Source organism: Marinobacter sp. HL-58 (assembly GCF_001314605.1).
Taxonomy (GTDB): domain Bacteria; phylum Pseudomonadota; class Gammaproteobacteria; order Pseudomonadales; family Oleiphilaceae; genus Marinobacter.
In genome coordinates this window covers 250752-274965 of record NZ_LIHP01000021.1, presented here as the reverse complement: position 1 = coordinate 274965, position 24214 = coordinate 250752, and the positions used below count along the sequence as shown (strand labels likewise).

General features: G+C 58.8%; 22 protein-coding genes. 18 read left to right on the top strand and 4 right to left on the bottom strand.

What is annotated here, in order from left to right:
• Nucleotides 1-99: 99 nt before the first annotated feature.
• Entirely contained in the window at nucleotides 100-1521 is a 1422-nt protein-coding gene (locus tag HLUCCO03_RS19035) for an HDOD domain-containing protein (protein ID WP_027830418.1), read from the top strand.
• 14 nt (nucleotides 1522-1535) lie between these two features.
• On the opposite strand, the gene HLUCCO03_RS19030 is transcribed toward HLUCCO03_RS19035, so the two are convergent.
• Nucleotides 1536-2168 carry a hypothetical protein gene (locus HLUCCO03_RS19030; RefSeq protein WP_027830417.1) on the bottom strand — a complete coding sequence of 211 codons (633 nt, stop codon included), beginning with the start codon at nucleotides 2166-2168 and terminating at the stop codon, nucleotides 1536-1538.
• A 148-nt stretch (nucleotides 2169-2316) separates the two neighbouring features.
• On the bottom strand, nucleotides 2317-3804 hold the full coding sequence (locus HLUCCO03_RS19025) for an amidase (RefSeq protein ID WP_027830416.1): 1488 nt from the start codon (nucleotides 3802-3804) through the stop codon (nucleotides 2317-2319).
• A gap of 52 nt (nucleotides 3805-3856) precedes the next feature.
• Here HLUCCO03_RS19025 and HLUCCO03_RS19020 point away from each other — a divergent pair, with 52 nt between their 5' ends.
• Nucleotides 3857-4975: a hypothetical protein gene (locus tag HLUCCO03_RS19020; protein WP_027830415.1), complete on the top strand. Its 1119-nt coding sequence runs from the start codon at nucleotides 3857-3859 to the stop codon at nucleotides 4973-4975.
• Nucleotides 4976-4990: 15 nt separating this feature from the next.
• On the top strand, nucleotides 4991-5755 hold the full coding sequence (locus tag HLUCCO03_RS19015; protein ID WP_027830414.1) for a sulfite exporter TauE/SafE family protein: 765 nt from the start codon (nucleotides 4991-4993) through the stop codon (nucleotides 5753-5755).
• A gap of 19 nt (nucleotides 5756-5774) precedes the next feature.
• Here the strand turns inward: HLUCCO03_RS19015 and HLUCCO03_RS19010 are convergent, their stop codons facing one another.
• Nucleotides 5775-8126, bottom strand: coding sequence for a diguanylate cyclase (locus tag HLUCCO03_RS19010; RefSeq protein ID WP_292016773.1), 2352 nt, complete (start codon nucleotides 8124-8126; stop codon nucleotides 5775-5777).
• A gap of 222 nt (nucleotides 8127-8348) precedes the next feature.
• Between HLUCCO03_RS19010 and HLUCCO03_RS19005 the strand changes: the two genes are divergently transcribed.
• From HLUCCO03_RS19005 to HLUCCO03_RS18965, 9 genes are all read left to right on the top strand, one after another.
• A complete protein-coding gene (locus HLUCCO03_RS19005) occupies nucleotides 8349-9146 on the top strand; it encodes a MotA/TolQ/ExbB proton channel family protein (protein WP_027830412.1) in 798 nt (265 codons plus the stop codon).
• The gene (locus tag HLUCCO03_RS19000; RefSeq protein WP_027830411.1) at nucleotides 9133-9534 is read left to right on the top strand and encodes a biopolymer transporter ExbD; all 402 of its coding nucleotides are present in this window, start codon (nucleotides 9133-9135) and stop codon (nucleotides 9532-9534) included. Before HLUCCO03_RS19005 ends, HLUCCO03_RS19000 begins: the two co-directional genes overlap by 14 nt.
• Nucleotides 9531-9941 carry a biopolymer transporter ExbD gene (locus HLUCCO03_RS18995; protein ID WP_027830410.1) on the top strand — a complete coding sequence of 137 codons (411 nt, stop codon included), beginning with the start codon at nucleotides 9531-9533 and terminating at the stop codon, nucleotides 9939-9941. The genes HLUCCO03_RS19000 and HLUCCO03_RS18995 overlap by 4 nt, the downstream gene beginning before the upstream one ends.
• Nucleotides 9941-10669, top strand: a complete 729-nt coding sequence (locus tag HLUCCO03_RS18990) for an energy transducer TonB (RefSeq protein WP_027830409.1) — start codon at nucleotides 9941-9943, stop codon at nucleotides 10667-10669. The genes HLUCCO03_RS18995 and HLUCCO03_RS18990 overlap by 1 nt, the downstream gene beginning before the upstream one ends.
• Before the next feature lie 198 nt (nucleotides 10670-10867).
• Nucleotides 10868-11386 carry an Hcp family type VI secretion system effector gene (locus HLUCCO03_RS18985; protein ID WP_027830408.1) on the top strand — a complete coding sequence of 173 codons (519 nt, stop codon included), beginning with the start codon at nucleotides 10868-10870 and terminating at the stop codon, nucleotides 11384-11386.
• A gap of 78 nt (nucleotides 11387-11464) precedes the next feature.
• The gene (locus tag HLUCCO03_RS18980) at nucleotides 11465-11812 is read left to right on the top strand and encodes a hypothetical protein (protein WP_027830407.1); all 348 of its coding nucleotides are present in this window, start codon (nucleotides 11465-11467) and stop codon (nucleotides 11810-11812) included.
• 14 nt (nucleotides 11813-11826) lie between these two features.
• Entirely contained in the window at nucleotides 11827-12273 is a 447-nt protein-coding gene (locus HLUCCO03_RS18975; RefSeq protein ID WP_051603740.1) for a hypothetical protein, read from the top strand.
• Between the two features lie 154 nt (nucleotides 12274-12427).
• On the top strand, nucleotides 12428-12865 hold the full coding sequence (locus HLUCCO03_RS18970; RefSeq protein ID WP_027830405.1) for a hypothetical protein: 438 nt from the start codon (nucleotides 12428-12430) through the stop codon (nucleotides 12863-12865).
• Between the two features lie 486 nt (nucleotides 12866-13351).
• Complete coding sequence (locus HLUCCO03_RS18965; protein ID WP_027830404.1) at nucleotides 13352-14053, top strand: hypothetical protein; 702 nt, start codon at nucleotides 13352-13354, stop codon at nucleotides 14051-14053.
• Here the strand turns inward: HLUCCO03_RS18965 and HLUCCO03_RS18960 are convergent.
• On the bottom strand, nucleotides 14033-16702 hold the full coding sequence (locus HLUCCO03_RS18960; protein ID WP_027830403.1) for a nitrate reductase: 2670 nt from the start codon (nucleotides 16700-16702) through the stop codon (nucleotides 14033-14035). The genes HLUCCO03_RS18965 and HLUCCO03_RS18960 overlap by 21 nt on opposite strands.
• Before the next feature lie 443 nt (nucleotides 16703-17145).
• On the opposite strand from HLUCCO03_RS18960, the gene HLUCCO03_RS18955 reads away from it, so the two are divergent.
• From HLUCCO03_RS18955 to HLUCCO03_RS18930, 6 genes are all read left to right on the top strand, one after another.
• Nucleotides 17146-17763 (top strand): ANTAR domain-containing response regulator, encoded by a 618-nt coding sequence (locus tag HLUCCO03_RS18955; RefSeq protein WP_027830402.1) that lies wholly within the window; start codon nucleotides 17146-17148, stop codon nucleotides 17761-17763.
• Between the two features lie 18 nt (nucleotides 17764-17781).
• Nucleotides 17782-19038 (top strand): CmpA/NrtA family ABC transporter substrate-binding protein, encoded by a 1257-nt coding sequence (locus tag HLUCCO03_RS18950; protein ID WP_027830401.1) that lies wholly within the window; start codon nucleotides 17782-17784, stop codon nucleotides 19036-19038.
• A 202-nt stretch (nucleotides 19039-19240) separates the two neighbouring features.
• Entirely contained in the window at nucleotides 19241-20596 is a 1356-nt protein-coding gene (locus tag HLUCCO03_RS18945; RefSeq protein WP_027830400.1) for a CmpA/NrtA family ABC transporter substrate-binding protein, read from the top strand.
• 24 nt (nucleotides 20597-20620) lie between these two features.
• The gene (locus HLUCCO03_RS18940) at nucleotides 20621-21616 is read left to right on the top strand and encodes an ABC transporter permease (RefSeq protein ID WP_027830399.1); all 996 of its coding nucleotides are present in this window, start codon (nucleotides 20621-20623) and stop codon (nucleotides 21614-21616) included.
• 180 nt (nucleotides 21617-21796) lie between these two features.
• A complete protein-coding gene (locus HLUCCO03_RS18935; RefSeq protein WP_197025700.1) occupies nucleotides 21797-22666 on the top strand; it encodes an ABC transporter ATP-binding protein in 870 nt (289 codons plus the stop codon).
• A gap of 297 nt (nucleotides 22667-22963) precedes the next feature.
• On the top strand, nucleotides 22964-24193 hold the full coding sequence (locus HLUCCO03_RS18930) for an FAD-dependent oxidoreductase (protein WP_027830397.1): 1230 nt from the start codon (nucleotides 22964-22966) through the stop codon (nucleotides 24191-24193).
• Nucleotides 24194-24214: the final 21 nt, after the last annotated feature.

The following is a 24214-nucleotide window of genomic DNA, read 5'->3' as shown; positions in this document are numbered from 1 at the left end:
TCCCCTTACACCTTCGACCACCTGACACGGGCCACTGCACTGGACTAAACTCGTGCTTCAAAGGAACCTTTTAACACCCTTTCCGAGGCGCACGATATTTTGACCACAAAAACCGATACTCCGCCTTCAAGGATGAACTCTACCCAGGCATGGGTTACCTACCTCAGCAAGATTGAACTGCCGGTGCTGGCGAACACGCTGCGCAGGATCAACGAGCTCACCGACAGCAGCAACAGCACGGTGAACGAACTGGCCAACGTGATTCTCAACGACGCCCAGCTCACCTCCCAGGTACTCCGGCTGTCGAATACAGTTTTCTATAATCAGACCCGTACCCAGGTCAGCACCGTGAGCCGCGCCATCACGCTGATCGGGTTTGATGCCGTGAAATCCATGGCTATCTCGTCGCTGATTGTGGACTCACTGCTCAAACGTAACGACCGGCCCCACCTGCTTCGCTGCCTCGCCCGCGCCATCCATGCCGCCGTTCAGGCCCGCTGCCTGTTGCCGAAGCGCAACGAGTACGCGCTTGAAGAGGTGTTCATCGGTGCCCTGCTGATGAATATCGGCGAGCTGGCCTTCTGGTCCTGCGAAACAGAGCAGGCCAGTGAGCTGGAAGCCGAATTGCGTGCCGGCGTCGCACCGGTGGAAGCCCAGAAATCCGTACTGCACACCACCTTCGCCGAGATTACCCGGGGCCTGGTGGAAGCCTGGTCCCTGGGGCCGTTTATCAAGGAGGTGGTTGCGCCGGGACAGGCGAACTCGAAAGCCGCCAGCCTGGTCCGGCATTCGGTTGAGATGGCCAGGCTTTCCGAAAACGGCTGGCGCGGTGCGGATATGGACAAGGTAATGGAGGACCTGGGCAGGGATATCGGGGAAAACCCTGCTGCCGTCCGGGACCAGCTCAAGATCAATGCCGGTGAGGCTGCCCGGGTGGCGGTGTCACTGGGCATCCCCCAGGTTACGGCATTGATGCCCGGCAGCCATTCGGAACCGGACGGCGGACAGGCCCGGGCGCCGGAAGTCGACCCTGTTCTGCAGCTGCAGATTCTGAGAGACCTGACCCACAGCCTGACGGACAAACCCGATATCAACGAAGTCTGTCAGCTGGTCATTGAAGGCATACACCGGGCCGTGGGCATGCAACGGGTTGTTCTGTTGATGAGTGACCGCAGTGGCCTGGAGCTGATTCCCCGCAAACTGGGCGGCAAGGGTACCGAGAGCTGGAAGGACAACTTTATCGTCCGCAAGGATGGCACCGGCCCACTGGGTGCGCTGTTGCCCCACGCCAGCTGTTATATCTACCAGCCGAAGTCAGGAACCGAAACCGTGCCCTACGATCGCTGGCTGGGCAATGTTCCGGCCCTGGTTGGCCCACTGACCGCCAAGGGGCGGCTGGTAGGCCTGTTTTATGCGGACAATGCGGCAGCCGATTATGTGCCATCCGATGACCAGCTGTCGGCGTTCGGTCACTTTGTCCAGAACGCCCAGCTGTGCATCACACTTCTTTCAAGCCATTGATATCCGCGGGTGGATCAGTGCAGGGCACGGAGCTGGCGCGGATAGAGGGCCGCGCTGACTTCCGGCTCATCCAGCAGGTCCGCCAGCTCCATATCCACCTCGGTTTCCTGGCCTTCATCGGGCAGGGGCTCGAACAGGGTGTTGAGCCATGAGGTGACGGAGGGCGCTTCGTCCCGGCCATACTCCGTGGACAGGGCCTTGATACGGCGGAAGCCGATAATCCGCTGGTGCTTGGGATCGCGGATCTGCTCAAAGCCGCGCCAATAGATACGGTCGCGGGTATGCAGCTGTACAAACAGTGTATCGATGGGTTCGGCCGGGTCTTCACCCCTCACCGGTTCATCGTCGCTTTCTTCCACAGCTCGGGCTGGTTCTGACCCTGTGTCAGCTTTCGCCGGCTTTTTGTTTCGTATGGTGGTCCACGCCGGATAGAGCACGGCCACCGCATCGGCTTCCACATGCTCGCGGGCGGCGCGGAGGATCAGTCCCCAGCGGGCCTTGTCGGCATCGGTTTCAAGAGAGTTAATGGGCAAGTCGTAGCTTTGTTCACTGGACAGGACGATCGCCATCATCGGGGCATCAAGCTCCCCCATGGCCTCGGCCTGTGCTACAGATACCAGTTCGTCGATTGCCATCGGTTGGTTCATAATACGCTCGCCTCCTCGATGCCATCAGGGTCGTTCAGGGAAAAGGGGTTTCCCTGAGTCACAGCATAGCCTGTTCCTGCCATAAAGATAAACGTGGATGCGGTGATCGCGGATCACAATACGTCATTTATTGTTTCAGAGCGTAGTTTCAGGCCAGGGCCTCCAACAGATCATAACGGCCAAACCAGGGGCTGGCGCCTTCCAGCTGCGCCGCCAGCTGAAGCAACGTGGCTTCATCCCCATGTGGTGCACCGAACTGGACGCCCACGGGCAGGCCAGCGGTGGTCCAGTGAACCGGTACCGACATCGCCGGGGTGCCTGTCAGATTGGCCAGTTGGGTAAAAGGTGTACGGGCCAGGCTCTCCAGTGCCATCTGGTCCACCTGGCCACTGCGATGCACCAGTTTACCGGCCTTGAGCAACAGCATCAGCCGGGCTGCCAACTGAAGGTGGCCAGGGGTATCCAGCTCACCGATCCTTGCCGGCAGTTGCCCCGCAGTGGGACACAGGTACATATCAAAACCCTGAAAAAACACACCCAGCGCCCGGGCAAAGTCGTTCCATTGCTGGCGGCGCCGGACATAATCCGGCAACGGCATGGTCCGGCCCAGCATAGCAAGCAGGCGGGTATCCAGCTCAAAATCCTCGTCCCGGGCACCAAACTCGGCCCTGGCCTTTTCCATCAGGGTCGAGACTTCACCAAAGTAGAGCCCCAGATAACAGCGGGCCAGCGCCATGCCATCAAAATCGGGGCGGGCGTATTCCACCTCGTGCCCGAGTGCTTCCAGCATACGGGCGGTGTCCTCAACCGCATCCACACACTCCGGCGCTACCTCCGTGTTGTAGGGTGAGGCTGTGAAAACACCAATCCTGAGACGGCGCGGGGCCTGCTGCATGAGCTCCGCATAGGGCGCGGATGGCGGCGCGATAATGAACGGATCTCCGACCGCCGGGCCGGATAACACATCCAGCATGGCGGCGCTGTCACGGACCGTACGCGTCACTACATGGTCAGTCGAGGCGCCTGTCCAGGCTTCTCCCAGGAAGGGCCCGGATGAAATCCTGCCCCGGGACGGCTTCAGCCCGAAAAGCCCGTTGTAGGCCGCCGGAATGCGAATGGACCCACCGCCGTCGTTGGCCCCCGCCATGGGCACAATGCCCGCAGCCACGGCGGCACCGGAGCCACCACTGGAACCACCGGGCGTGAGTTCCGTATTCCAGGGGTTGCGGGACGCACCCCAGAGTTTCGATTCGGTCACCGCCTTGAGCCCGAATTCCGGCGTTGCGGTACGGCCAAGGAACACCAGCCCGCCTTCACGGGCCCGGCGCACATACTCCGAATCCTGCGAAGCAATGTTGTTTTTCAGCCCACGACTGCCAAAAGTGCAGGGGTGACCCTGTTGCTCCTGGGACAGATCTTTAAGCAGCATGGGAACGCCGGAAAAGGTACCATCGGGCGAGTAATCCTGGCCCAGCGCATCCGAGAACTGGGGGTAGCAGATGGCATTCAGTTTGTCGTTTACCGCTGCGGCCCGCTCTATGGCGGCCTCGCAGACTTCACGAGCTGACACTTCCTTGCGGCGAATCAGGTCGGCAAGCGCTACCGCATCGTACCGGAGGTATTCGGATTGCTTCATGATCGATTCCATTTGTTATTCTGAAGTCTGGAAATTGAGGGAACCATCGTTTATGAACAAGAGTCCCGGGCGCCGCTCACTTGCTGTCGTTTTCATGGTCACATCCATTATTGCACCATTTCTGGGCGCCAGCGAACAGCCGCCGGAACCCAAGGACAGCTGGACCAGCATTGTGCGCAGCTCCCCCTACTGGGTGAGCCAGGGCGTCTATCAAAACATCACGACCATCCGGCGCTGGGTGCTGAAAGAGTCCGGTTACTGTTCGGACACGGACCGGCACATTCTGTTCGATATGCGCGGCCAGTTCCTTGGCTATATTGACGATGAAAACAGCCGCGAAGCGACACAGGAACGACTGAATGACACCCGGCGTTCCCTGGTCGCCAGTGGCCGCGCGGATAACTGGGCATCCGGTGGCCCCGACAAGACCGGGTATCCGTTTGCACTTGCCTGTAACCAGCCCCACGTCAATCTCGGCGAAGCCGTGGCCCGGTATCTGGGCACCCTGCCCACTGAACTGATCTGGGGTACCTGGGATGACCTTTCGTTTGCCGCACAGGATAAGCCCGAGCCACTTCACGACGCGTTGATGTATGTCTATGACGCACGCCAGCAACAGCAACGAAACGACTTGCCGGCAACATTGCCAAAATACCTTGCCGGGCAGGTTCTGATCGAGAGCAGCGGCCAGCAGCGGGCCCATTCCTCTGCCAATGCCAAGGGCATCCTGCAGCTGTCGCCATCGGCTCTCAGCGACTGCCAGATCAAGCCGGCCAACCACTGGCACCGGCTGGCACAGATCGATTGTGCCCTCCGGTTAACCAATCAGAATGCCCGGAACCTGAGTGAGCCATTCGAACAGCGGTTCGGTCATTTACCCGAAAGCAAACGTGACCAGCTTTTCAGCCTGCTGCTGGTTCAGGCCTATCATGGCGGTGCGGGCCGGGTAAAAGCCCTGCTGGAGGATGATACCCTGTCCCGGCCCGCAGCCTATTTCGCCAGCAAACACGAGAACTTCAGCGCTGGCGATATTGCTTTCGGTATGATCTTCCATAACCTGGGGCGGGATCGCTTTGGCCTTGCTTCGCTGTATTATGTGGCGGACGTTCAACTGGCCACGGAGGCACTGTGCAAAACCGCCCGACTTGCCAACACCCCCTTCTGTGAATAACCCCTGGAGCCCTGGTTGGAACTGACCCTGATCCCGGAAGGCCTGACTGCAACCACCGCAGGCTTCCTCTTGCTGTGTTCTGTCATAACCTCGATGATTACCGCCAGTCTCGGCGCCGGTGGCGGTGTTCTGTTACTGGTGCTGATGGCATTCTGGATTCCGCCGGCAGCCATCATCCCGGTACACGGCATGATTCAGCTCGGCTCCAATGCAGGGCGGGCCACCCTGACCTGGCGTCACACCGACTGGAAGGCCATCGCTGCCTTTGCACCTGGCGTACTTGCAGGCGCTGCCCTGGGAGCCTGGGTGCTGGTGGACCTGCCCACCTATCTCTGGCAACTGACCATTGGCCTGTTTGTTCTGTACCTTTGCTGGGGGCCGGCCCTACCCCGGGGAGCATTTGGCAGTACCGGGATATTCATCGCCTCCGGCCTTACCAGCTTCATATCCCTGTTCGTAGGTGCCACGGGACCACTGGTGGCATCCTTCATCAAACAGATGCATACCGACCGATTCACCACCGTGGCCACGTTCGCCACGGCCATGACGCTGCAGCATGCCCCGAAAGCCCTGGTATTCGGATTCGCCGGCTTTATGTTCCGGGACTGGATATTGTTTATTCTGGCAATGATTGCTTTCGGTTTCGCCGGCACCTGGCTCGGGCTTCATGTACTCAGGTCCATGAGCAACCGGCACTTCAGCTTTATGTTCAATATCCTGCTGACGCTGCTTGCCCTGCGACTGTTGTGGCAGGCCGGTGGCGCTGCCGGCTGGTGGTAAACGCCCGCGGGACGGACATTCAGATCAGCCGGTCCCCGGGAGGCAATGGAACGGTAACCACCCGGTTGCGGCCCCGGGCCTTGGCGGCATAGGCGCCCTCATCAGCCCGTGCCATCACCTCGCGTGGGCCGGAATCGCCTTCTGACATCTCGGTAAGGCCGATGCTGGCAGTGACACCGAACGACTTGCCGTCCTGCTCGATACGAATGGATTCAATGCCACGGCGAATGGTTTCAGCCAGCTCCATGGCGCGTTCAAGACCACAGGCGGGCAATATGATACCGAATTCATCGCCACCAAGACGTGCCACGGTATCAGACTGCCGCACGGAAGCCCTGAGCAGGTCCGAGAGACGGCCAAGCAGGTCGTCGCCCATCAGATGGCCGCCCTTGTCATTGACCGGTTTGAAATAATCCAGGTCAATCAGCATCAACACGCTGGCAACCGTTTTTTTGCTGGCCTCACCCAGAGACTTCACCAGGGACGAGTTGAAAGCCCGCCTGTTCAGCAAGCCGGTGAGGCTGTCATGGGTAGCTTCCCAGGAAAGCCGCTCTTCCTCGCGGCGGCGTTCGCTGTCATCCCGGATAACCAGGATCAGCTGATGATTGCGGGCGCCCCTGTGCAGATGCAGTATGGCGAGATCCACATCGAAAGCCCGGCCGCGGCTGTTTCTCATCGTGGCGTACAGACTGTCGACATCGGCGCTGCGCAGAAAATCGTCCGCTTCCCAGCGGCGGCTTTCGTTCTCTATTGCAACATGCTCAAAGAAATTGACCTGTTCGCAGCCTTCCGGGCGCCCCAGGAACTCACAGGCGGCCTGATTGGCGTAACGGATCGCACCATCAACATCCAGCATCAACACGCCTTCCCGGAGGATGCCAAGAATGCTGTCTGCCCGCTCCTGCTCTTCAGCCAGTTCCGCCTCGATTTCCAGTTCATGGGTAATATCCCGGACCACGGTGATGGTACCAAGGGTGCGTTCTTCCGTATCGATCACCGCGGTCATCACATCTGCCCAGATCAGATTCTGATCCCTCAGGGTTTTAAGGCGCAATCGACCCAGGAACACCACCTTGTCCCTGAGTGCCGCTCTCCAGTCGTTCAGGGCGCCGGCGCGGTCCTCTTCATACACCCCCTCGACCAGTGGCGTGTGAAGCAGGTCATTGGAATCAATGCCGACAATTTTTTCGAAGGCCGGATTCACGAATTCGATCCGGCCCAGTACATCAGTCTGGATAATACCGATCGGGGCGCTCTGGGTGAGGGAACGGAAGAACGCCTCGCGCTCGGCGAGCGACGCCAGCACTTCATCCCGCTCCTCCATCACGGTATTGAAGGTTTCCGCCACCTGTCGGATTTCCGAGCCACCGGCTACATCGACCGGATCCGTACGGATGCCCAGATGGCGTTCACTGATCTGAAAACCGAGGTTGCGCAAGGGGGCCATCAGGCGGCGGAAAACCAACAGGGCCAGGGGCGCAACCACCAGGATGACAATCAACAACACCTGCACAAAGCTGTCAGCCAGCCGGCTGACCGGGGCATAGGCTTCTTTTGCGGGCCAGACCGCCGACACGAACCATGGAACTTGAGACAACTGCCGCACCGACATGATGGTGTCTGTTCCCTCCTGGTTACGGGTGCTCAGCGTGCCTTCAAAACCACCCATGGCGTCACGCAGTACCGGGTTTTCGAGCCGCAGCGGTGTCATGACCTCACCGGTGCGGCCATGGGCAAGAGTCACGCCACTGCGGGTGGCAAGACCGACGTAGCCTGTCTTGCCAATACCGACACCGCTTGTCTCATGCATGAAATTATCCCCGTCAAGGAATACAGCGCCACCAAGCATGCCGATAAACCGCTTGCGGTGATCGAAAACCGGCGCTGTCATCATGATCGCCGGGCGATCCTGGTAATTCGATAAGTAGGGTTCGCTGATAATAGGCGTCAGCTGGTCCGAGGTGTCCCGGAAATACTCGCGGTCACTGACATCCAGCCCGGTCTGATCATAATCTTCGGGGTGCTCCGCAATGACATTGCCATTGGTGTCGAACAGGTAAATACCATCAAACAGGTGCTGAAGGGCTATCTCCCGCCTGATGAGTACCCTGGCCCGGGAGGTCAGCACACTCTCTTCCATGGTGAACCCTTCTGCCACATGGGCAAGGGTATCCCTCCTCTGCGCCAGTCGGGCGTCCAGATCACTGGCAACCAGGTTCGCAATGGTCTCCACCTGTTCCCGGGCCTGGGCCTCGAGTTCGGAACGGCTGACCATTGAACTGATAAGCGCCACTGCCAGTGCAGACAGCACGATGATAAAAATTACGAAGGCAACGGCCCGATTGACAAGACTGGCAAGCCAACGCTTCATCAACACTGCGCCAGGGCTCCTGAACATGAGAAACAATTGGCGGCGTACGCGCGGCTCGGACAGTAATTACCGGAGGTCTGACTCACAGGTTAAAACACCGATTGTTGTATTTGACTGTTGTCCATAAGTCTAACAGAGAGCCTCCGTATTAGCCGTTACGAGAGTTGCAATTTCAATGATAATCGTTACTATTTAGATCTATTTTCTTGATCGAGGTTTCCCATGTCAGACTCACTGCTTACCGACGCCACCGGAACCAGCACCGGCCCGGTCAGCCAGCTGATGGAGATGGGCGGCCCCGTCATGGGCGTGTTGCTGGCAATTGCAGTGGCCGGCATCGTCACCTTCGTTTACCTCATGTTATTCGGGGCCTTTTTTGCTCCCAGATTCACCGCCAGACTTAAAAGCAGTATTACGATTTGGCAACGCAAGCCTGAAAAAGAAGTACCCGGTCAGCTGCAGCAGACCGCTGGTCGCTACAGCCGCCTGAATCCGTTACACCATCTGGTGGTCAACACCATGAATGCCCGCCTGCAAGGCACTGATCCACAGCAGATACGGGAATCCGTAGCCAGGGATGCCCACGACGCTCTGGAGCCATTCGAAGCACCCCTGAAGATCATTGAGGTCATTGCCGCGCTGGCACCGCTACTGGGTCTTCTGGGCACGGTAATGGGCATGATGGAAGCTTTCAGCGCCATGGCGGAGACCGAGGGCAGGGCCAACGCGTCCCAGTTGAGCGGGGGCATATACGAGGCCCTGACCACCACCGCCGCAGGCCTGGTGATTGCCATCCCGTTCGCCGCCCTGGCCGCCTGGATCGAGTTCCGCCTACGGCGCATTCAGAAGACCATTAACAGCGCTCTTGTGACCGTGTTATCCGTGCCGCTCACATCCACCGATCATATGGCCGCAACGGAAGATGCCGACGCTCTGGCAGAACACCCAGACAGTGAACGTCGGTTTGCCGACTATCCGGCAACGGGCCAGCGGGGCCGGCTCGCCAATGCAACTGGTTGAACCGCGGCCGTCACGGCCGATCCCCATCCGCATTACACCGCTGATTGATGTGGTTTTCATCCTGCTGGTGTTTTTCATGCTCACCACCCGCCTGCTGCCCGTGAGTTTTATGGAGCTCAGCAACAGCACCGGAGATACCAGCCCGGTTACCGGGAAGCCCATTCCGGAAGTAACGGTTGAGCAAGACGGAAAGCTGAGCTGGCAGAATGAAACCTACGACATCCAGACACTGATGGGTGAACTGACCGCCAGTGGCGTTGACGAAATCAACCTTGCCACCGCTTCTGCCACACGCCTGACCGATTTCACCAACGCCTACAGCCGGTTATCAGACAGCGGCATTACCACCCACTGGAAACGGTCACCGCCGCCTGCGGAGCAGCCATGAGCGATCTGCTGCCACCACCGGTCACTTCCGGCAAGTCCCTGATGGAGCGCCTGGAGGATGCCCTGCTGCCGCTGATCAACCTGGTATTCCTGCTGCTGATGTTTTTTATTGTGGCCGGCCAGATGTCGGATACGCCACTACCGGATCTTCCGGGCACTGGCGAGCAGGCGAGCAGCGAGCAGCCTCATGCGGATCTTGTCGTGACCGCTGACGGAGACTGGCAGGTGGAGGGAGAAACCATCGGCGAAAGCTCTCTGCCTGAAGCATTACCGGCTCCGGATGAAGAGTCACCGCTCAGAATTGCTGCCGAACAGGATATTGGCATGGATGACCTTGAAGCCCTGCTACGGGTGCTTGAGGAAAACGGCTTCGAGGAAATCATCCTGCTGACGGAGCCCGACAGCTGATGGGTGCAAGTAGAACCGTCCGTGGGCTGCTATTGATCGCTTCCATTGGCATCACTGCCGTTGCGCTGGTGATCGCAGCGCCCGAACGAGTGCCGGAACTGAAGCCCCTCGGGGACTCGGCAGTCAATTCCGCGCCGGCCGTGCGAGTTTCCCTGGCTGGCGCCCGCAAACCGCAGGAAGTGACTCCTCCCGAGGAAACCCCCGAACCAGAACCAGAGCCAGAACCAGAACCAGAACCAGAACCAGAACCAGAACCTGAGCCTGAGCCTGAGCCTGAGCCTGAGCCTGAGCCTGAGCCTGAGCCTGAGCCTGAAACAGTGGAGCAGGTTGCCGAGGCCAATACAACGGAAAATGAAAACAGCCCGGAAGAGCCCACGGAAAACACCGCCGAGGAGGAGAACCCCAATCAGCAGGTGGAACTGACCGCCGGCGACTCCTCCGATGTGGACAGCTATCTCACCGAACTGAGCCGACACCTGAGCCGGTTCTATGAGTACCCGCGCCGCGCCCGCCGCCTCGGCCAGCAAGGCTCGCCGGTAGTCGTTTTCGAGTTCAGTCGCGATGGTAAGTTGGTACAACACTCCCTGCGGAAATCTTCCGACCACTCACTGCTGGATGATGCTGCCCTGGACATGCTCGAGGATGCCGAGCCGCTGCCGGAGGTTCCTGAATCCATGAAGGGCGAAACCTTCACCTACGCACTGCCGGTTCGCTTCAGCCTGCGCTGAGCAACTTTTTGCCCACCCAGCAAGATCTCGCCCCGCCATCAGCAACCAATTGCCTGCGGGCTTCCTGATAACGCTAAAAAATCCGCTTTCTCTCTGTTATTAAACAACTTTTCAATTCTGGCACAGCGTTTGTTAACGACTACGTGTCCAGGGAAAACCCCGGGGACACTTACTCATTCAAACGTCATGGAGCAGACTATGCCAACTCCTTGTTATATCAGCATCGAAGGCCAAACTCAGGGCAACATCACCGCCGGCGCATTCACTTCCGATTCCGTAGGTAACATCTACGTGGAAGGCCACGAAGACGAAGTGCTGGTTCAGGAATTCAGCCACGTTGTAACCGTTCCGACTGATCCCCAGTCCGGCCAGCCTTCCGGCCAGCGCGTTCACAAGCCGTTCAAGTTCACCTCTGCGCTGAACAAGGCCACACCGCTGATGTACAACGCCCTGGCTTCCGGTGAAATGCTGCCGAAGGTTGAGCTGAAGTGGTACCGCACCTCTGTGGAAGGCAAGCAGGAGCACTTCTTCTCAACCATCCTGGAAGATGCCACCATCATCGACATCCAGTGCACCATGCCCCACTGCCAGGACGCCGCCAGTGCCGACTTCACCCAGCTGGTAACCACCTCCCTGTCTTACCGCAAGGTAACCTGGGAGCACGCTGTTGCCGGTACTTCCGGTGCAGACGACTGGCGTTCGCCGATCGAGGGCTAAGAGCCCTAGTGAAAAGCGGAGCGCCGGACAAATCGAGCTGTCCGGTGCCCCGTTTCCTGGTTTCAAGGATGAAGAAAATTGAGCGAATCTCTTACTCAAAAAGACGTGGACACTATCCAGGCGATAATCACAACATTCTATGGCCGGAGCTATGCCCGAAAATTCACAGGCTCCTCAATCACAGACTCAACCATCACCTCGATTGTGGAACTACTGTCGGAAACAGCTGACTGCGGTACGTGGATCGACGCCGTACCGTCACCACAGGACATGTTGATGCCAGCAAGCAAACTCAGAAAATGGGCTTTGAGAGTTATCAGAAAATCGGGCGAACCCTTTCTAACGGAAAACGTTCGAGTCAACATGATGTGCTCGCGTTTCCGTGCTGCGCAGTTCAAACCTGTTATTCTTGATTCGTTAGATTGATAAAGGGCCTCGAAATGACACGGTTTGTAGTTAACCTTATCCTGATAACTGTCTTGATTTCTGGTTGCGCTTCGTTCAATAGTAACCCCGTTGAGTTCCGTGCCACTCCCCACATCACCTTTACTCTCAACAGTGACAGGTTTGATGCAATAGAAATTCAATCAAGCGAAATACAGTTGTGGGAGGTCTCCGATCTGGTTAGCACAATTTCGACTATAGAGACCAATCCGCAGTCCAACACAGCTATCAATGAGGTGAAACAAGGATTTGTAGAAGCCCAAAAGGGCCCGGGAAACCCTAGGGAGCTCCAGTTGCCTGAAGGCGCCTATGGTTTTGCATCCACTTTCCGCGGTTATACCACCGCGTTTATCGCAGTAGCTAACGATAATGAATCCTGGATCACTATTAGTGTCAAAGAGGATCTTTTTGATGAGGTCTTGTCATCAGTCAATATAAGATGACATCCGGAAATAGGCAATTCGAGTGATTCGATCAGCGGGCAAGCGATTCATCAGGGGGCAGTCAAAATCAGTTTTACCTGCAAATTAACTCGCGGGTTACAATTCAGGGGTTTGCTGGAAGCCGCTCTGAGATAACCAAGGAAGCGTGAGTATAATGAAACTCCCCGGTTCCCTCATCGTAGCCCTTTTCCTCACCGGTTGTGCATCAACTCAGTTGATACCGTTCTCACCTAGCCAGGATTACGCTGTATCGGTCAGCTCAAACTTATTCGATGCCGTTCGCATCGACAACAATGATATAACGCTATTCAATGATGGAAAGGCACTCGGGTTCATTCGCGTGAAGCCCATTCCGTCCGATGCCCCGTCGACATCTGAGTTCATTAACACCCTAAAATCGGCCTCAGGGGCTGAATCCGTCGAAACTCAAACGCCTGGAATATATCCCGGTTTTACAGGGTTTTCAGCAGAGGTTCGTAACTATCAGACGGGCTACCTCATAAAGGAAGAAAACCCAAGTTCCATTCTTATATTCAGCTTTCCAGAGGGCACGTTTGAAGACGTGGCGAAGACAATTTCATCTGGTATCTAGATCCTTGTCCAGGACATCTTCAATGGCAGTCTCTAATGCTCGCTGAATCTGGACATCTTTCCACAAAGTTATCCAATTACTTGATAGATTCCATTCATGGCGCGATCGTTTATCTCGATATTGACGCCGTTTACCCCGGCCAAAGCTTTAGAGTGCGGGATTGAGTGTGGCGGCCGGGTGGCTGGATGATCAAAGGGCGCTGATTGAGAGCAGAAAGGGTGACGCCCACAAAGCACTGGCCGAAGCGAAGGCCGGGCGAAATCCGATTCAGACAAACTGTCACCACTTATTACTATCTGGTGACAGTTTGTCTGATCACAGGTAATGGTTCAAGCAACAGCTTAGCCGAGGAGGAGGCAGGCAGCACAACAGCGGCCCTTAAACTGTCGTTCATCTGGTAAACCATGGCAAATCGACCAACTGAACGGTAACCTTGGCCTGTTCCAATGTATTCGCCCTCGATGTCTGCAACCGGGTTTAGCCACGATGACCATTTCCCAGAAAGCTGCTGTCGGCCTCGGCAAACTGATGTGCTCTGTCACTGAGGAAATACTCTGGCAGCCTGCTGCCGACTGGGTTCTGGCGCGCTCGCCCGGCAGCCATCTTGCGTGCCGTGTCGGCTCCGGCCAGGCCACCTACCACCGTTTTGACCCCCGCCAGAAGCAACACCAGATTACCTACGGCAAGCGCATGATCATGGCCAAATATCAGCCCGAGGCCGCCATCAGCTGGCTTTCCGGGCGGGAAATCCGCCAGTACGGCTATTTTGGTGGCAGAGTTACGACGCTCAATCTGCTGGCCCACACCTGTTGCCACGAGTTTGCCCACCTGCTGCAGCATGTCTCCGGCCAGCGCTACCGTGGTTCGGTGCACAACCGGCATTTCTACAGAATACTGGATGAACTTCATTCCAGTGGTGGGGCGGAAGCCACCCGGCGCCATCTGGCCAGCCAGGCAGAGGACGCAGGCGTTGTGCTTCCCGACGAACAGATGCAGCCCCCGGATACCCGACAGTTGATGACCAACTGGTCAGTGGGCGACAGCGTCGGATTTGGCGCCGGCAAGCGGCAGCTGGAAGGGACCATTATCCGGGTCAATCGCAAAACCTGTACCGTTGAAGGTACCGGCCCCTGCCGGGGGCTGAGATACCGGGTACCGGTGGTTTTGCTAAGCGCTCTCGCTGACTGATACCCCGATCAGGTGGCGCAGCTCCGGGATGCAGGAGCCGCAGTTGGTGCCACACCTGAGCTTCTCGCCAAGGGCCTCTACCGATCCGGCACCGTCTTCAATAGCAGCGCCAATCTGGTGTTCACCCACCTGGAAACAGCTGCAGATAATAGCGCCAGGGTCGTCCACATCCACATCCCGTGCCGCCAGCAGAGCACGGCGGCTGTTCGTTGAGAGCTTGGCCTCGGCAAAACAGCCATCCAGCCAGTCAGCATCCGGAATCAGCGCCGGATTGCCATCCACCATCAGGACCGCCTCCAGCTGTCCGTCGACAATGCGAGCGGCGCGGAACCGCCGCTGGGCTTCATCCGCCATAATCAGGTGCGCAGGGCCTCCCAGCCAGTCGTTGAGAATCGCCGGCCAGTGCATGGGCTGACGTCCCGCCAGCCACCAGCTGTCGCAATGATGCAGCGGCACATGGCACCAGTAATCCGATTGCCAACGCCTGGGCCGGTTGCGACGAACCAGTAACCGCCCGTGCCAGTGAACGCGAAATGGCGCTATGGCTGCCCGACCGTGTTTCGCTTCCGGCTGGCCGGATACCGGATCGGTGACCGATTCCGTCAGTACCGTGGCCACACCACGGGAAGCGAACTGGCGGTTCCAGTGGATGGGGATAAACACTTCACCACGGCGCTGCTCACTGCATTTACGCACGCGCCCAATGAACTGGCCTTCTCGCAGGGTCAGGGAGGCCAGGTATCCATCCTCCAGCCTGAACCTCGCCATATCATCAGGGTGCAACTCCACGAAGGGCTCAGAGCGATGGGTCAGTAATCGCGGCGTGCTGGCGGTTCGGGTCATGGTGTGCCACTGGTCCCGTATGCGGCCGGTATTGACCACCACGGGGTAGTCGTCACTGGCTTGCTGTACCGGCAGCACCGTGCTGATGGCGACAAACCGGGCGCGATGGTTGTCGGTGACAAAGCGGCCATCGGTGAACAAGCGTTTTGACTCTCCCGCTTGCGGCGCTGCTTCTCCATAAACCGGCCACTGGATCGGCGCGAGATCGTCGTAGCCCTGATCAGACAGTGCCGCCAGCCCGGCAATGTTAAACGCCCGCTCTCCGTGGTTTTCATGGCCAGAAAGGGCGGCATGCTCGAGGAATATGTCTGCAGGCCGCTGGTAGTCAAAAGCCGCTGCGAAGCCCAGCCTCCTGGCGACCTCACCCAGAATCCACCAGTCGGGTTTTACCTCGGCTGGCAGCGGTAAAAAGCGCCGCTGCCTGGAAATACACCGTTCCGAGTTGGTAACGGTTCCGTCCTTTTCTCCCCAGCCGGCGGCGGGCAGCAGAATGTCGGCAACCGCGGTTGTGTCGGTATTGGCCACGCAGTCGGAGACAATTACCGTCGGGCACCGTGCCAGGGCTTCCCGCACACGGGCGGAGTCCGGCAGGCTGACGGCGGGGTTGGTGCCCATAATCCAGATCACCCGGATATCCCCCCGGTGAACCGCCTCAAACAGGTCAACCGCTTTCAGGCCGGGCCCGTTTGCCACCGCCTCCGTGCCCCAGAAACGGGCAACCCGTTCCCGTGCGCCCGGGCTGTCATAATCCATGTGGGCCGCCAGGGTGTTGGCCAGTCCACCCACCTCCCGGCCACCCATGGCGTTGGGCTGTCCGGTCAGGGAGAAGGGCCCTGAACCGGGCTTGCCCACCCGGCCGGTGGCCAGATGACAGTTAATAATGGCATTGCCCTTGTCGGTACCCGCCACGGACTGGTTAATGCCCTGGGAGAATCCGGTGACCGTGCGGGGGGTGTTCGCAAACCAGCGATAGAAGGTTTCCACATCGTCTGGCTGCAGGTCGCACTGCCGTGCCACGGCTGCCACATCGGGCGCGGCAGCACGAGCACTTTCCAGGGCGCTCTCAAAGCCCTGGCAGTGCGCCTCGATATAGCCGGTATCCAGGCCGTCATGCCGGGCCAGCCAGCACAGCAACCCATTGAACAGAATGGTATCGGTACCAGGGCGAAGCGCCAGGTGGAGATCTGCCAGTTCACTGGTGGCGGTGCGGCGGGGATCGATGACCACGACCCGGCGCCCTTCACGGGCGGCGGCTTTCATGCGTTGATAGAGCACAGGATGCGCCCAGGCCGCGTTGCTGCCCGCCAGGACCAGCAGATCCGCCAGTTCCAGGTCCTCGTAGCAGCCAGGCACAACGTCCGCACCGAAGGCACGCTTGTGGGCGGCGACCGCTGAGGACATACACAGGCGCGAATTGGTATCGACGTGGGGTGTGCGAATAAACCCCTTGGCCAGCTTGTTTGCTACGTAATAATCTTCGGTCAACAACTGACCGGACAGGTAGAAAGCAACGGACCCGGGGCCGTGGGTTCGGACACTGTCCCGAATGGCACCCGCCACTTCATCGAGGGCCTGCTCCCAACCGACGCGCTGCCCCCTGACCACAGGGACCAGCAACCGCCCTTCCTTACCGGTAGTTTCATGAAGACTGGCGCCCTTGACACACAGGCGCCCCCGGTTCGCCGGATGAACCCGGTCACCGGCAACCGGTGTGTGGTTGTCGGGGTCTGCCAATACGCCGCAACCAACCCCGCAATAGGGGCAGGTTGTGCGAACTGCATCATTGCCAGCTTTCAGTAAGTCCACGATGTCTCCCGGGTATCCGAACGCAAAAAAGCCCGCCATGCCCGGTCTGAGGTCAGTCAGACGGAGCACGCGGGCTTCTTTGCCAGAATGGTTTACCGGGTGCGGCGCCCCGGCATTTTCGCGAAGTATTACCGCCAGCCTGCAAATCCGGGGCCATCACAGACAGAAGCTGTCACTATCGGCAATTCCGGTCTCCGTAAGGAGTATTGCCGGGTCGGTTTCGGACTCAAAACGGTGCAACACCGACGGAATTGCCCAATGACCGCGCAATATTTCCATGAACAAGCACCCGACAAGAGGACCAGAATATGCTGATGCCCGCCCGGGGAGGGCTTTTCCGCAGCCTGGCAAATTTATTGCTTCAACCTCCACAGGAAGCAGGCAACGTAATGCCCAATGAATAGCCATTCGCAGTCAACGACTGTTCAGTTGAGGAATCCATCATGAATTCGCCAGACCCCCTTCGTATCCTTCTGATCGACAAGGATCCCGAACGGGCAAGCCAGGTTTGTGCTGCACTACGCCACGAAGGCCATGAAGTGATTCGTCAGCGTCCGGACGCTACCGGCCTGACGGCTGCGGTGGCCCGGGACCAGCCGGATATGGTGATCATAGACATGGACTCCCCGGACCGGGACACCCTCGAAAACATGAGCACCCTCAATGCCCATGCTCCCCGGCCTATTGTCTTTTTCGCCAATGAGCCAGGCGACCGGGCCACCATCCATGCGGCGGTAAAGGCCGGGGTCAGCGCCTATGTCGTGGATGGCATACAGCCAGAGCGGGTTCGTTCCATTATTGATTCGGCAGTTGCCCAGTTCGAGTCCTTTCAGGCGTTGAGAACAGAGCTGGAAGAAACCCGCTCCGCGCTGGAAGACCGCAAGATTATTGAAAAGGCCAAGGGTCTGATCATGCGCCATGAGCAGTGTGACGAAGAAACCGCCTATCGCATGTTGCGCAGCTCTGCCATGGAGCACAGCGAGCGCCTTGCGGTTATGGCGGAACGCGTTATTACCCTGATTGAAAGCCACAGTCAGGGATCGGTCCAAAAAGCCTCCTAATGGCCTGACGGAGAAGCAATGGTTCATCCTACCCCGATTCACCGACGCCCGGGATTCCATGTCCGCCTGGGCTTCGTGCCCCTTCTGGACAGTGCACCGCTGATTGTCGCCCGGGAACTGGGGTTGTTTGATGCCGAAGGGCTGGACGTAGAACTGGTACGGGAAGGCTCCTGGGCATCCCTTCGTGACAAGGTCACCTTTGGTCTTCTGGACGGCGCGCACATGCTGGCCCCCATGCCCCTGAGCATGTCCCTGGCCCATGACCGCCCCAGGGTACCGGTTGTTGTGGGAATGGTACTGAGCCGGAATGGAAACGGCATTTCCCTCGGCAACAAGCTGTACGACGATCTCGTCCGCTCCGGCACGGATCTGGACAACCCCATCGCCACAGCCGGTGAACTGTTGAACGTCGCCAGGATGCGGGGCACTCCCATACGGCTGGCTTCGGTAGCCCCCTGGTCCAGCCATGACCTTCAGCTCAGGGACTGGCTGGCTTCGGCTGGCCCGGACGCAGAGCATCACGTCCAGATCATTCCGGTATCACCGATACAGATGGTGGATGCAATCCGCTCGGATGCCATTGAAGGCTGTTGCGTCGGTGAACCCTGGAACAGCGTTCTGGAGTACGAGAAGCTGGGCCGCATTCTCCATTCCGGCCACCAGATATGGCAGAACTCACCGGAAAAAGTACTGGGCATGCGTGCCGACTGGACCGAACAGCATGGTGTGATGCACCGGCACCTTCTTCGGGCATTACTGGCGGCCTGTCAGTGGCTGGACAATCCCCACAATCACCGGCTGCTGCGGGAGATGCTGGCAAGACCGGAATACCTGGGCGAGCAGATCAATGTACTGGACAACCACCCTTACAGCCTCTTTCACCCACGGTTACAACAGCACTTCTTTCGCCATTCCGCCAACTTTCCCTGGCTGTCCCAGGCCCACTGGCTGGCTTCGCGGCTGACACTGCGCGGACAACTGGGACCGGTCAGCGGAAAGATGTTGCGCCAGGTCGTCCGCCCCGACCTGTTTCGGGATGCGGCCGCTTCCATGGGGATCGACACCCCGGTCGTCGACAGCAAGACGGAAGGGCGACACCAGCGTCCGTTTACCCTGTCCGGACGTTATGGCCCCGTAGATGTGGCCAGCGACAGGCTTCTCGGCGAACGGCTTCACGACTGGTTGGGGGACAACCACGACCGTGCGGGGTCGCCCAACAATGATGCGCCACGCACTAAAACAGCCACCAAAACCGGCCCAGACCAGGGGAACTGAAACACGGATACGATAAAACACCCATGTTTTCAGGATACTGGAGAACTGGCACGCTGCCTGCTTAGTAATCGGTAGACGATCTCGCATCCACTGCACTTCAAGCGGCAGTGGCGAAAAACTAACAGAACATCAGGCATTGACGCCTGCGTCCCGAATGGGAGGCAGGCTTTTTTTTGTCTGGAATAAACACCGGGAGAGCACCATGACACTGAAAACACTGGCAGCCGCGATACTGATACTCGCAGGGACTGGCGCAGCCCAGGCCGAGATCGGCCCGGCAGAGAAGCAGGACCTGAAACTCGGCTTCATCAAACTGACGGACATGGCGCCACTGGCCATCGCCTGGGAACAGGGTTTCTTTATGGACGAAGGCCTGTTTGTGGAGCTGGAGGCCCAGGCCAACTGGAAAGTGCTGCTGGACGGCGTGGTGACTGGCGACCTTGATGGCGCTCACATGCTGGCAGGTCAACCGCTGGGCGCCACTATCGGCTACGGCACCCAGGCGAACATCATCACCGCATTCAGCATGGACCTGAACGGCAACGGCATCACCGTTTCCAACGATGTCTGGGAAGAGATGCGCCCCCACATCAATGACAACAGCGACGGCAAGCCGGCCCACCCGATCAGTGCCGCCGCGCTGAAACCGGTTATCGAACAGTACCGGGACGACGGCGAGCGCTTCCGCATGGGCATGGTATTCCCTGTGTCCACCCACAACTATGAGCTTCGCTACTGGCTGGCGGCTGGCGGCCTGAATCCTGGCCTTTACGCGCCCCAGCGTGGCGATACCAGTGGCACCATTGATGCCGATGTACACCTCTCAGTTACGCCACCACCGCAAATGCCGTCCACCATGGAAGCCGGCACCATCCAGGGCTACTGCGTGGGCGAACCCTGGAACCAGCAGGCGGTGTTCAAGGGCATCGGCGTGCCGGTGATTACCGACCACGAAATCTGGCCCAACAACCCTGAGAAGGTGTTTGGCGTCACCGAAGCCTGGGCCGAGAAATATCCCAACACCCACCTTCGACTGCTGCGGGCGCTGATCCGTGCAGCCCACTGGCTGGATGAAAACGACAACGCCAACCGTGAGGAAGCAGTGAAAATCCTGGCCCGCTCAAGCTATGTGGGCGCCGACGAGGAAGTCATCGCCAACTCCATGACTGGCACCTTTGAATATGAAAAAGGTGACGTGCGGAAGGTCCCGGACTTCAACGTGTTCTTCCGTTACTACGCCACCTATCCGTATCCCTCGGATGCCATCTGGTATCTGAGCCAGATGCGCCGCTGGGGCCAGATCCCCGAGCCCAAATCCGATGACTGGTATATGGAAACCGCCGCCAAGGTCTATCGCGCCGACATCTACGAAGAGGCGGCCCGGTCACTGATCGAGGACGGCACGCTCAGTGCAGAGGATTTCCCGAATCTCGACGAGGAAAACTTTACCCGCCCACACCAGGGCGAGCTGATCGATGGCGTGGCCTTCACTCCCAGGGAACCGAACGCCTACATCGACAGCTTCGACATTGGCCTGAAAGGCTCGCAAACCCCTTAAGCACAGAGTGTCAGGAGACATCACATGACCACGCTCAGCCACACCAACCCGTTATCACACGGCCAACGATGGCTTCGTGCGCTGACTGACAAGCTGACAGGCCCCAGCCTGGCAGAAACCGGGCGCAACCTGCTGCTACCGTCTATCGGCATCGCCCTGTTCCTGACTTTCTGGCACCTGGCCGCCCCCCAGGTGCTCACCTCCCTGGGCGCGTTTCCCGGCCCCGCAGATGTACTGGAACAGTCCGGACAACTCTGGCAGGAGCACAACGACCAGCGGGAGCGGGCGGCCCAGTTCGTCACCATGCAGGAGCAACGCAACGAGCGCATCCTGGCGGAGAATCCGGACGCGGAGGTACGGATACGCAGCTACCCGGGCTCGCCCACGTTTATCGACCAGGTCTTCACCAGCCTGGGCACGGTACTGGCCGGCTTCGTGCTGGCCACCCTCATTGCCGTGCCCCTGGGCATCATCATCGGCCTGAACCGCCACTTCTCGGCGGCGGTCAATCCGCTGATCCAGATCTTCAAACCGGTCTCCCCCCTGGCCTGGCTACCGCTGGTTACCATGGTGGTCTCCGCCACCTACGTCAGCGACGACCCGATGTTTGCCAAGTCGTTCCTGACGTCCATGTTCACGGTCACCCTGTGCAGCCTCTGGCCGACCCTGATTAATACCAGTGTGGGTGTGTCCGCGGTAAACCCTGATTTGCTGAACGTTTCGAAGGTTTTGCGCCTGTCATTCTGGACGCACGTGCGAAAAGTCGTGCTGCCGTCCTCAGTACCCATGATCTTTACCGGGCTCAGGGTTTCTCTTGGTATTGCCTGGATGGTGCTGATCGCAGCCGAGATGCTCGCCCAAAGCCCGGGCCTCGGAAAGTTCGTCTGGGACGAATTCCAGAACGGCAGCAGCCAGTCCCTGAGCCGAATCATGGTTGCAGTCCTCGCCATCGGCTTTATCGGTTTCCTTCTTGATCGAATCATGCTGCTGATTCAAAAGAAAGTGGCATGGAATGAATAAAACCAGGCATAGAGCTGGCGGGCAGGGTAGTCCGGGGACGTCAAAAACAGGGATGTTTTTGTCGAGCGTACAGGGACGTATTTACAGCGTGCCCCGGACCACCCTGCCCGCCAGCTCGTACTCCAAGACTAGAGGAGACAGAATGTGACTAAGCCACACCTTGAACTAACCAACGTACAGATGGCCTTTGATACCAAAGATGGGCCGTTTATCGCTCTGGAAAATATCGATCTCAAGATTCGCAAAGGCGAGTTTGTCTCACTGATCGGCCATTCCGGCTGCGGTAAATCCACCGTACTCAATATCGTCGCCGGTCTGTTACAGGCCACCCGTGGAGGCTGTGTACTGGACGGGCATGAGGTCAACACGCCGGGTCCGGAGCGAGCTGTGGTGTTCCAGAATCATTCGCTGATGCCATGGCTGACCGTGTACGAGAATGTCGAGCTGGCCGTACAGCAAGTGTTCAAAAAGTCCATGAATAAAAAAGAACGTCGGGAGTGGATTCTGCACAATCTGAAACTGGTCAATATGGACCATGCGCTGGACAAGCGCCCCGGCGAGATTTCCGGGGGCATGGCGCAGCGGGTGGGAATTGCCCGGGCGCTGGCCATGAAGCCCAGCGTATTGCTGATGGATGAGCCCTTCGGGGCACTGGATGCGCTGACCCGGGCGCATCTTCAGGACTCACTGATGGAGATCCAGCAGGATCTGAACAGCACCGTGATCATGATCACCCACGATGTGGACGAAGCGGTGCTGCTGTCGGACCGCATTGTGATGATGACCAACGGGCCCTCAGCTACCATCGGGGAACAGCTCCACATTGACCTGCCACGGCCCCGCAACCGGGTCAACCTGGCGGATAACCCGGAGTATGTGCATTACCGTCAGGCGGTGCTCTCCTTCCTGTACGAGAAACAACGTTTTCCCGACAAAGGCGGGGAGGAAGAGGCCGGGCCAGTGGTGGAGGCCGAAGCCCCGGAGCAGGAAGAAGACACACCGGAATCACAGAGCAAGCATGCTGAAAGCCCGGTCCGTCGCATAGCCTGAAATCCGCCGGATTGGTGGAGCAGGTTCAGCATCAGGCACCTATCCGGTGCACGTCGCCCTGTTGGGGCGCATGGATCTGACTCACCTCTCTGGGGGAAAATAGCTAAGCCCATGTAATTGAACAACTAATAATGTTGGCACGGAGTTCGCTAACTTTAAAACAGGGAAGAACGTCCCGGCCACGGATCGGCCGGACCATCAGATCATTGTTGTTGGCATTGGCGCCGGACCATCGAATCCTCCAGGGGATGAGATGCTCCGGCTTTTTTTGTTCGGGCAGAAAAGGAGAGAGCGTTCATGAGCACCAGGGCAGAACACACCCTCGTTATCTGCGGCCACGGTATGGTGGCCCAGCGTCTGCTCGAGAAGCTGGTCGGCCAGCCCACGCAGCCCTTCGCCCGGATTGTTGTGTTCAACGGTGAGGCCACGCCGGCCTACAACCGGATCCAGCTTTCCGCCCTGCTGGCCGGCGATGCTGATGAAGACAGCCTGCCACTGCAACAGCCCGACTGGTACCGGCAGCACAACATCACGGTGCACCAGGGCGACCCGGTCGCTGAGATCAATCGGGCGGACAGAACCGTTTCCACCGTCAGCGGCCGTGTACAGCCTTATACCCATCTGGTCATTGCCACCGGTTCCCGCCCCGCCAGCCTCGGGCTGGCCGGTGAGGACCTGGAAGGCGTGATGACATTTCGTGGCCTGCAGGATACCCGCAAACTTATCGAGGTAAGCCGGCGCCACCGCCGGGCAGTGGTGATCGGCGGGGGATTCCTGGGGCTGGAAGCGGCCGACGGGCTGCGAAGACGGGGTATGGCAGTGACCGTACTGCACCGGAGCAGCCACCTTCTCAACCGACAGCTTGACCAGGCCAGTGGCGCTCTGCTGGAAGATGCCCTCAGCGAACGGGGGCTGACAATTCAAACACGCACCGCCCCCGTGGCCCTGCTGGGCCGCAACCTGGTGCGTGCCGTCCAGCTGGACGACGAAACCCTGATCAGCACCGACCTGGTGGTCATCGCCGCTGGCATTACCCCCAACACCGAGCTGGCCTATGAGGCCGGGCTGGATTGTGACCGGGCCATCCGCGTGGACCGTCAAATGAGAACCAGTGACCCGCACATTTATGCCTTGGGGGAGTGCTGCCAGGTGGACGACCAGACCTTCGGACTGGTGGAGCCGGGCTATCAGCAGGCGGATGTACTGGCGCAGGTGCTGTGTGATCCGGCCAGCCAGGTCACTTTCAAGTCATCCATGATTCCCACACGACTGAAAATCAGCGGCATCCCCATTTTTTCCTGCGGCCAGACCGAGGCGGACGAGGGCACCGAATCCGTGGTCTGGCAGGACTACGAAACCAATCGCTACTGCCGGCTGCTGGTCCGTGACCAGCGCCTGACCGGCGCCGTGCTGTTCGGTGAGACCAGCGACGGCCTCTGGTACAGCGAACGCATTCAACAGGCCGAGGATATCAGCGCCTACCGGGCGCACCTGGCCTTTGGCAAGCATTACTGCGAAGCCGCCTGAAGCGGCCAGTAACGGAGAGAG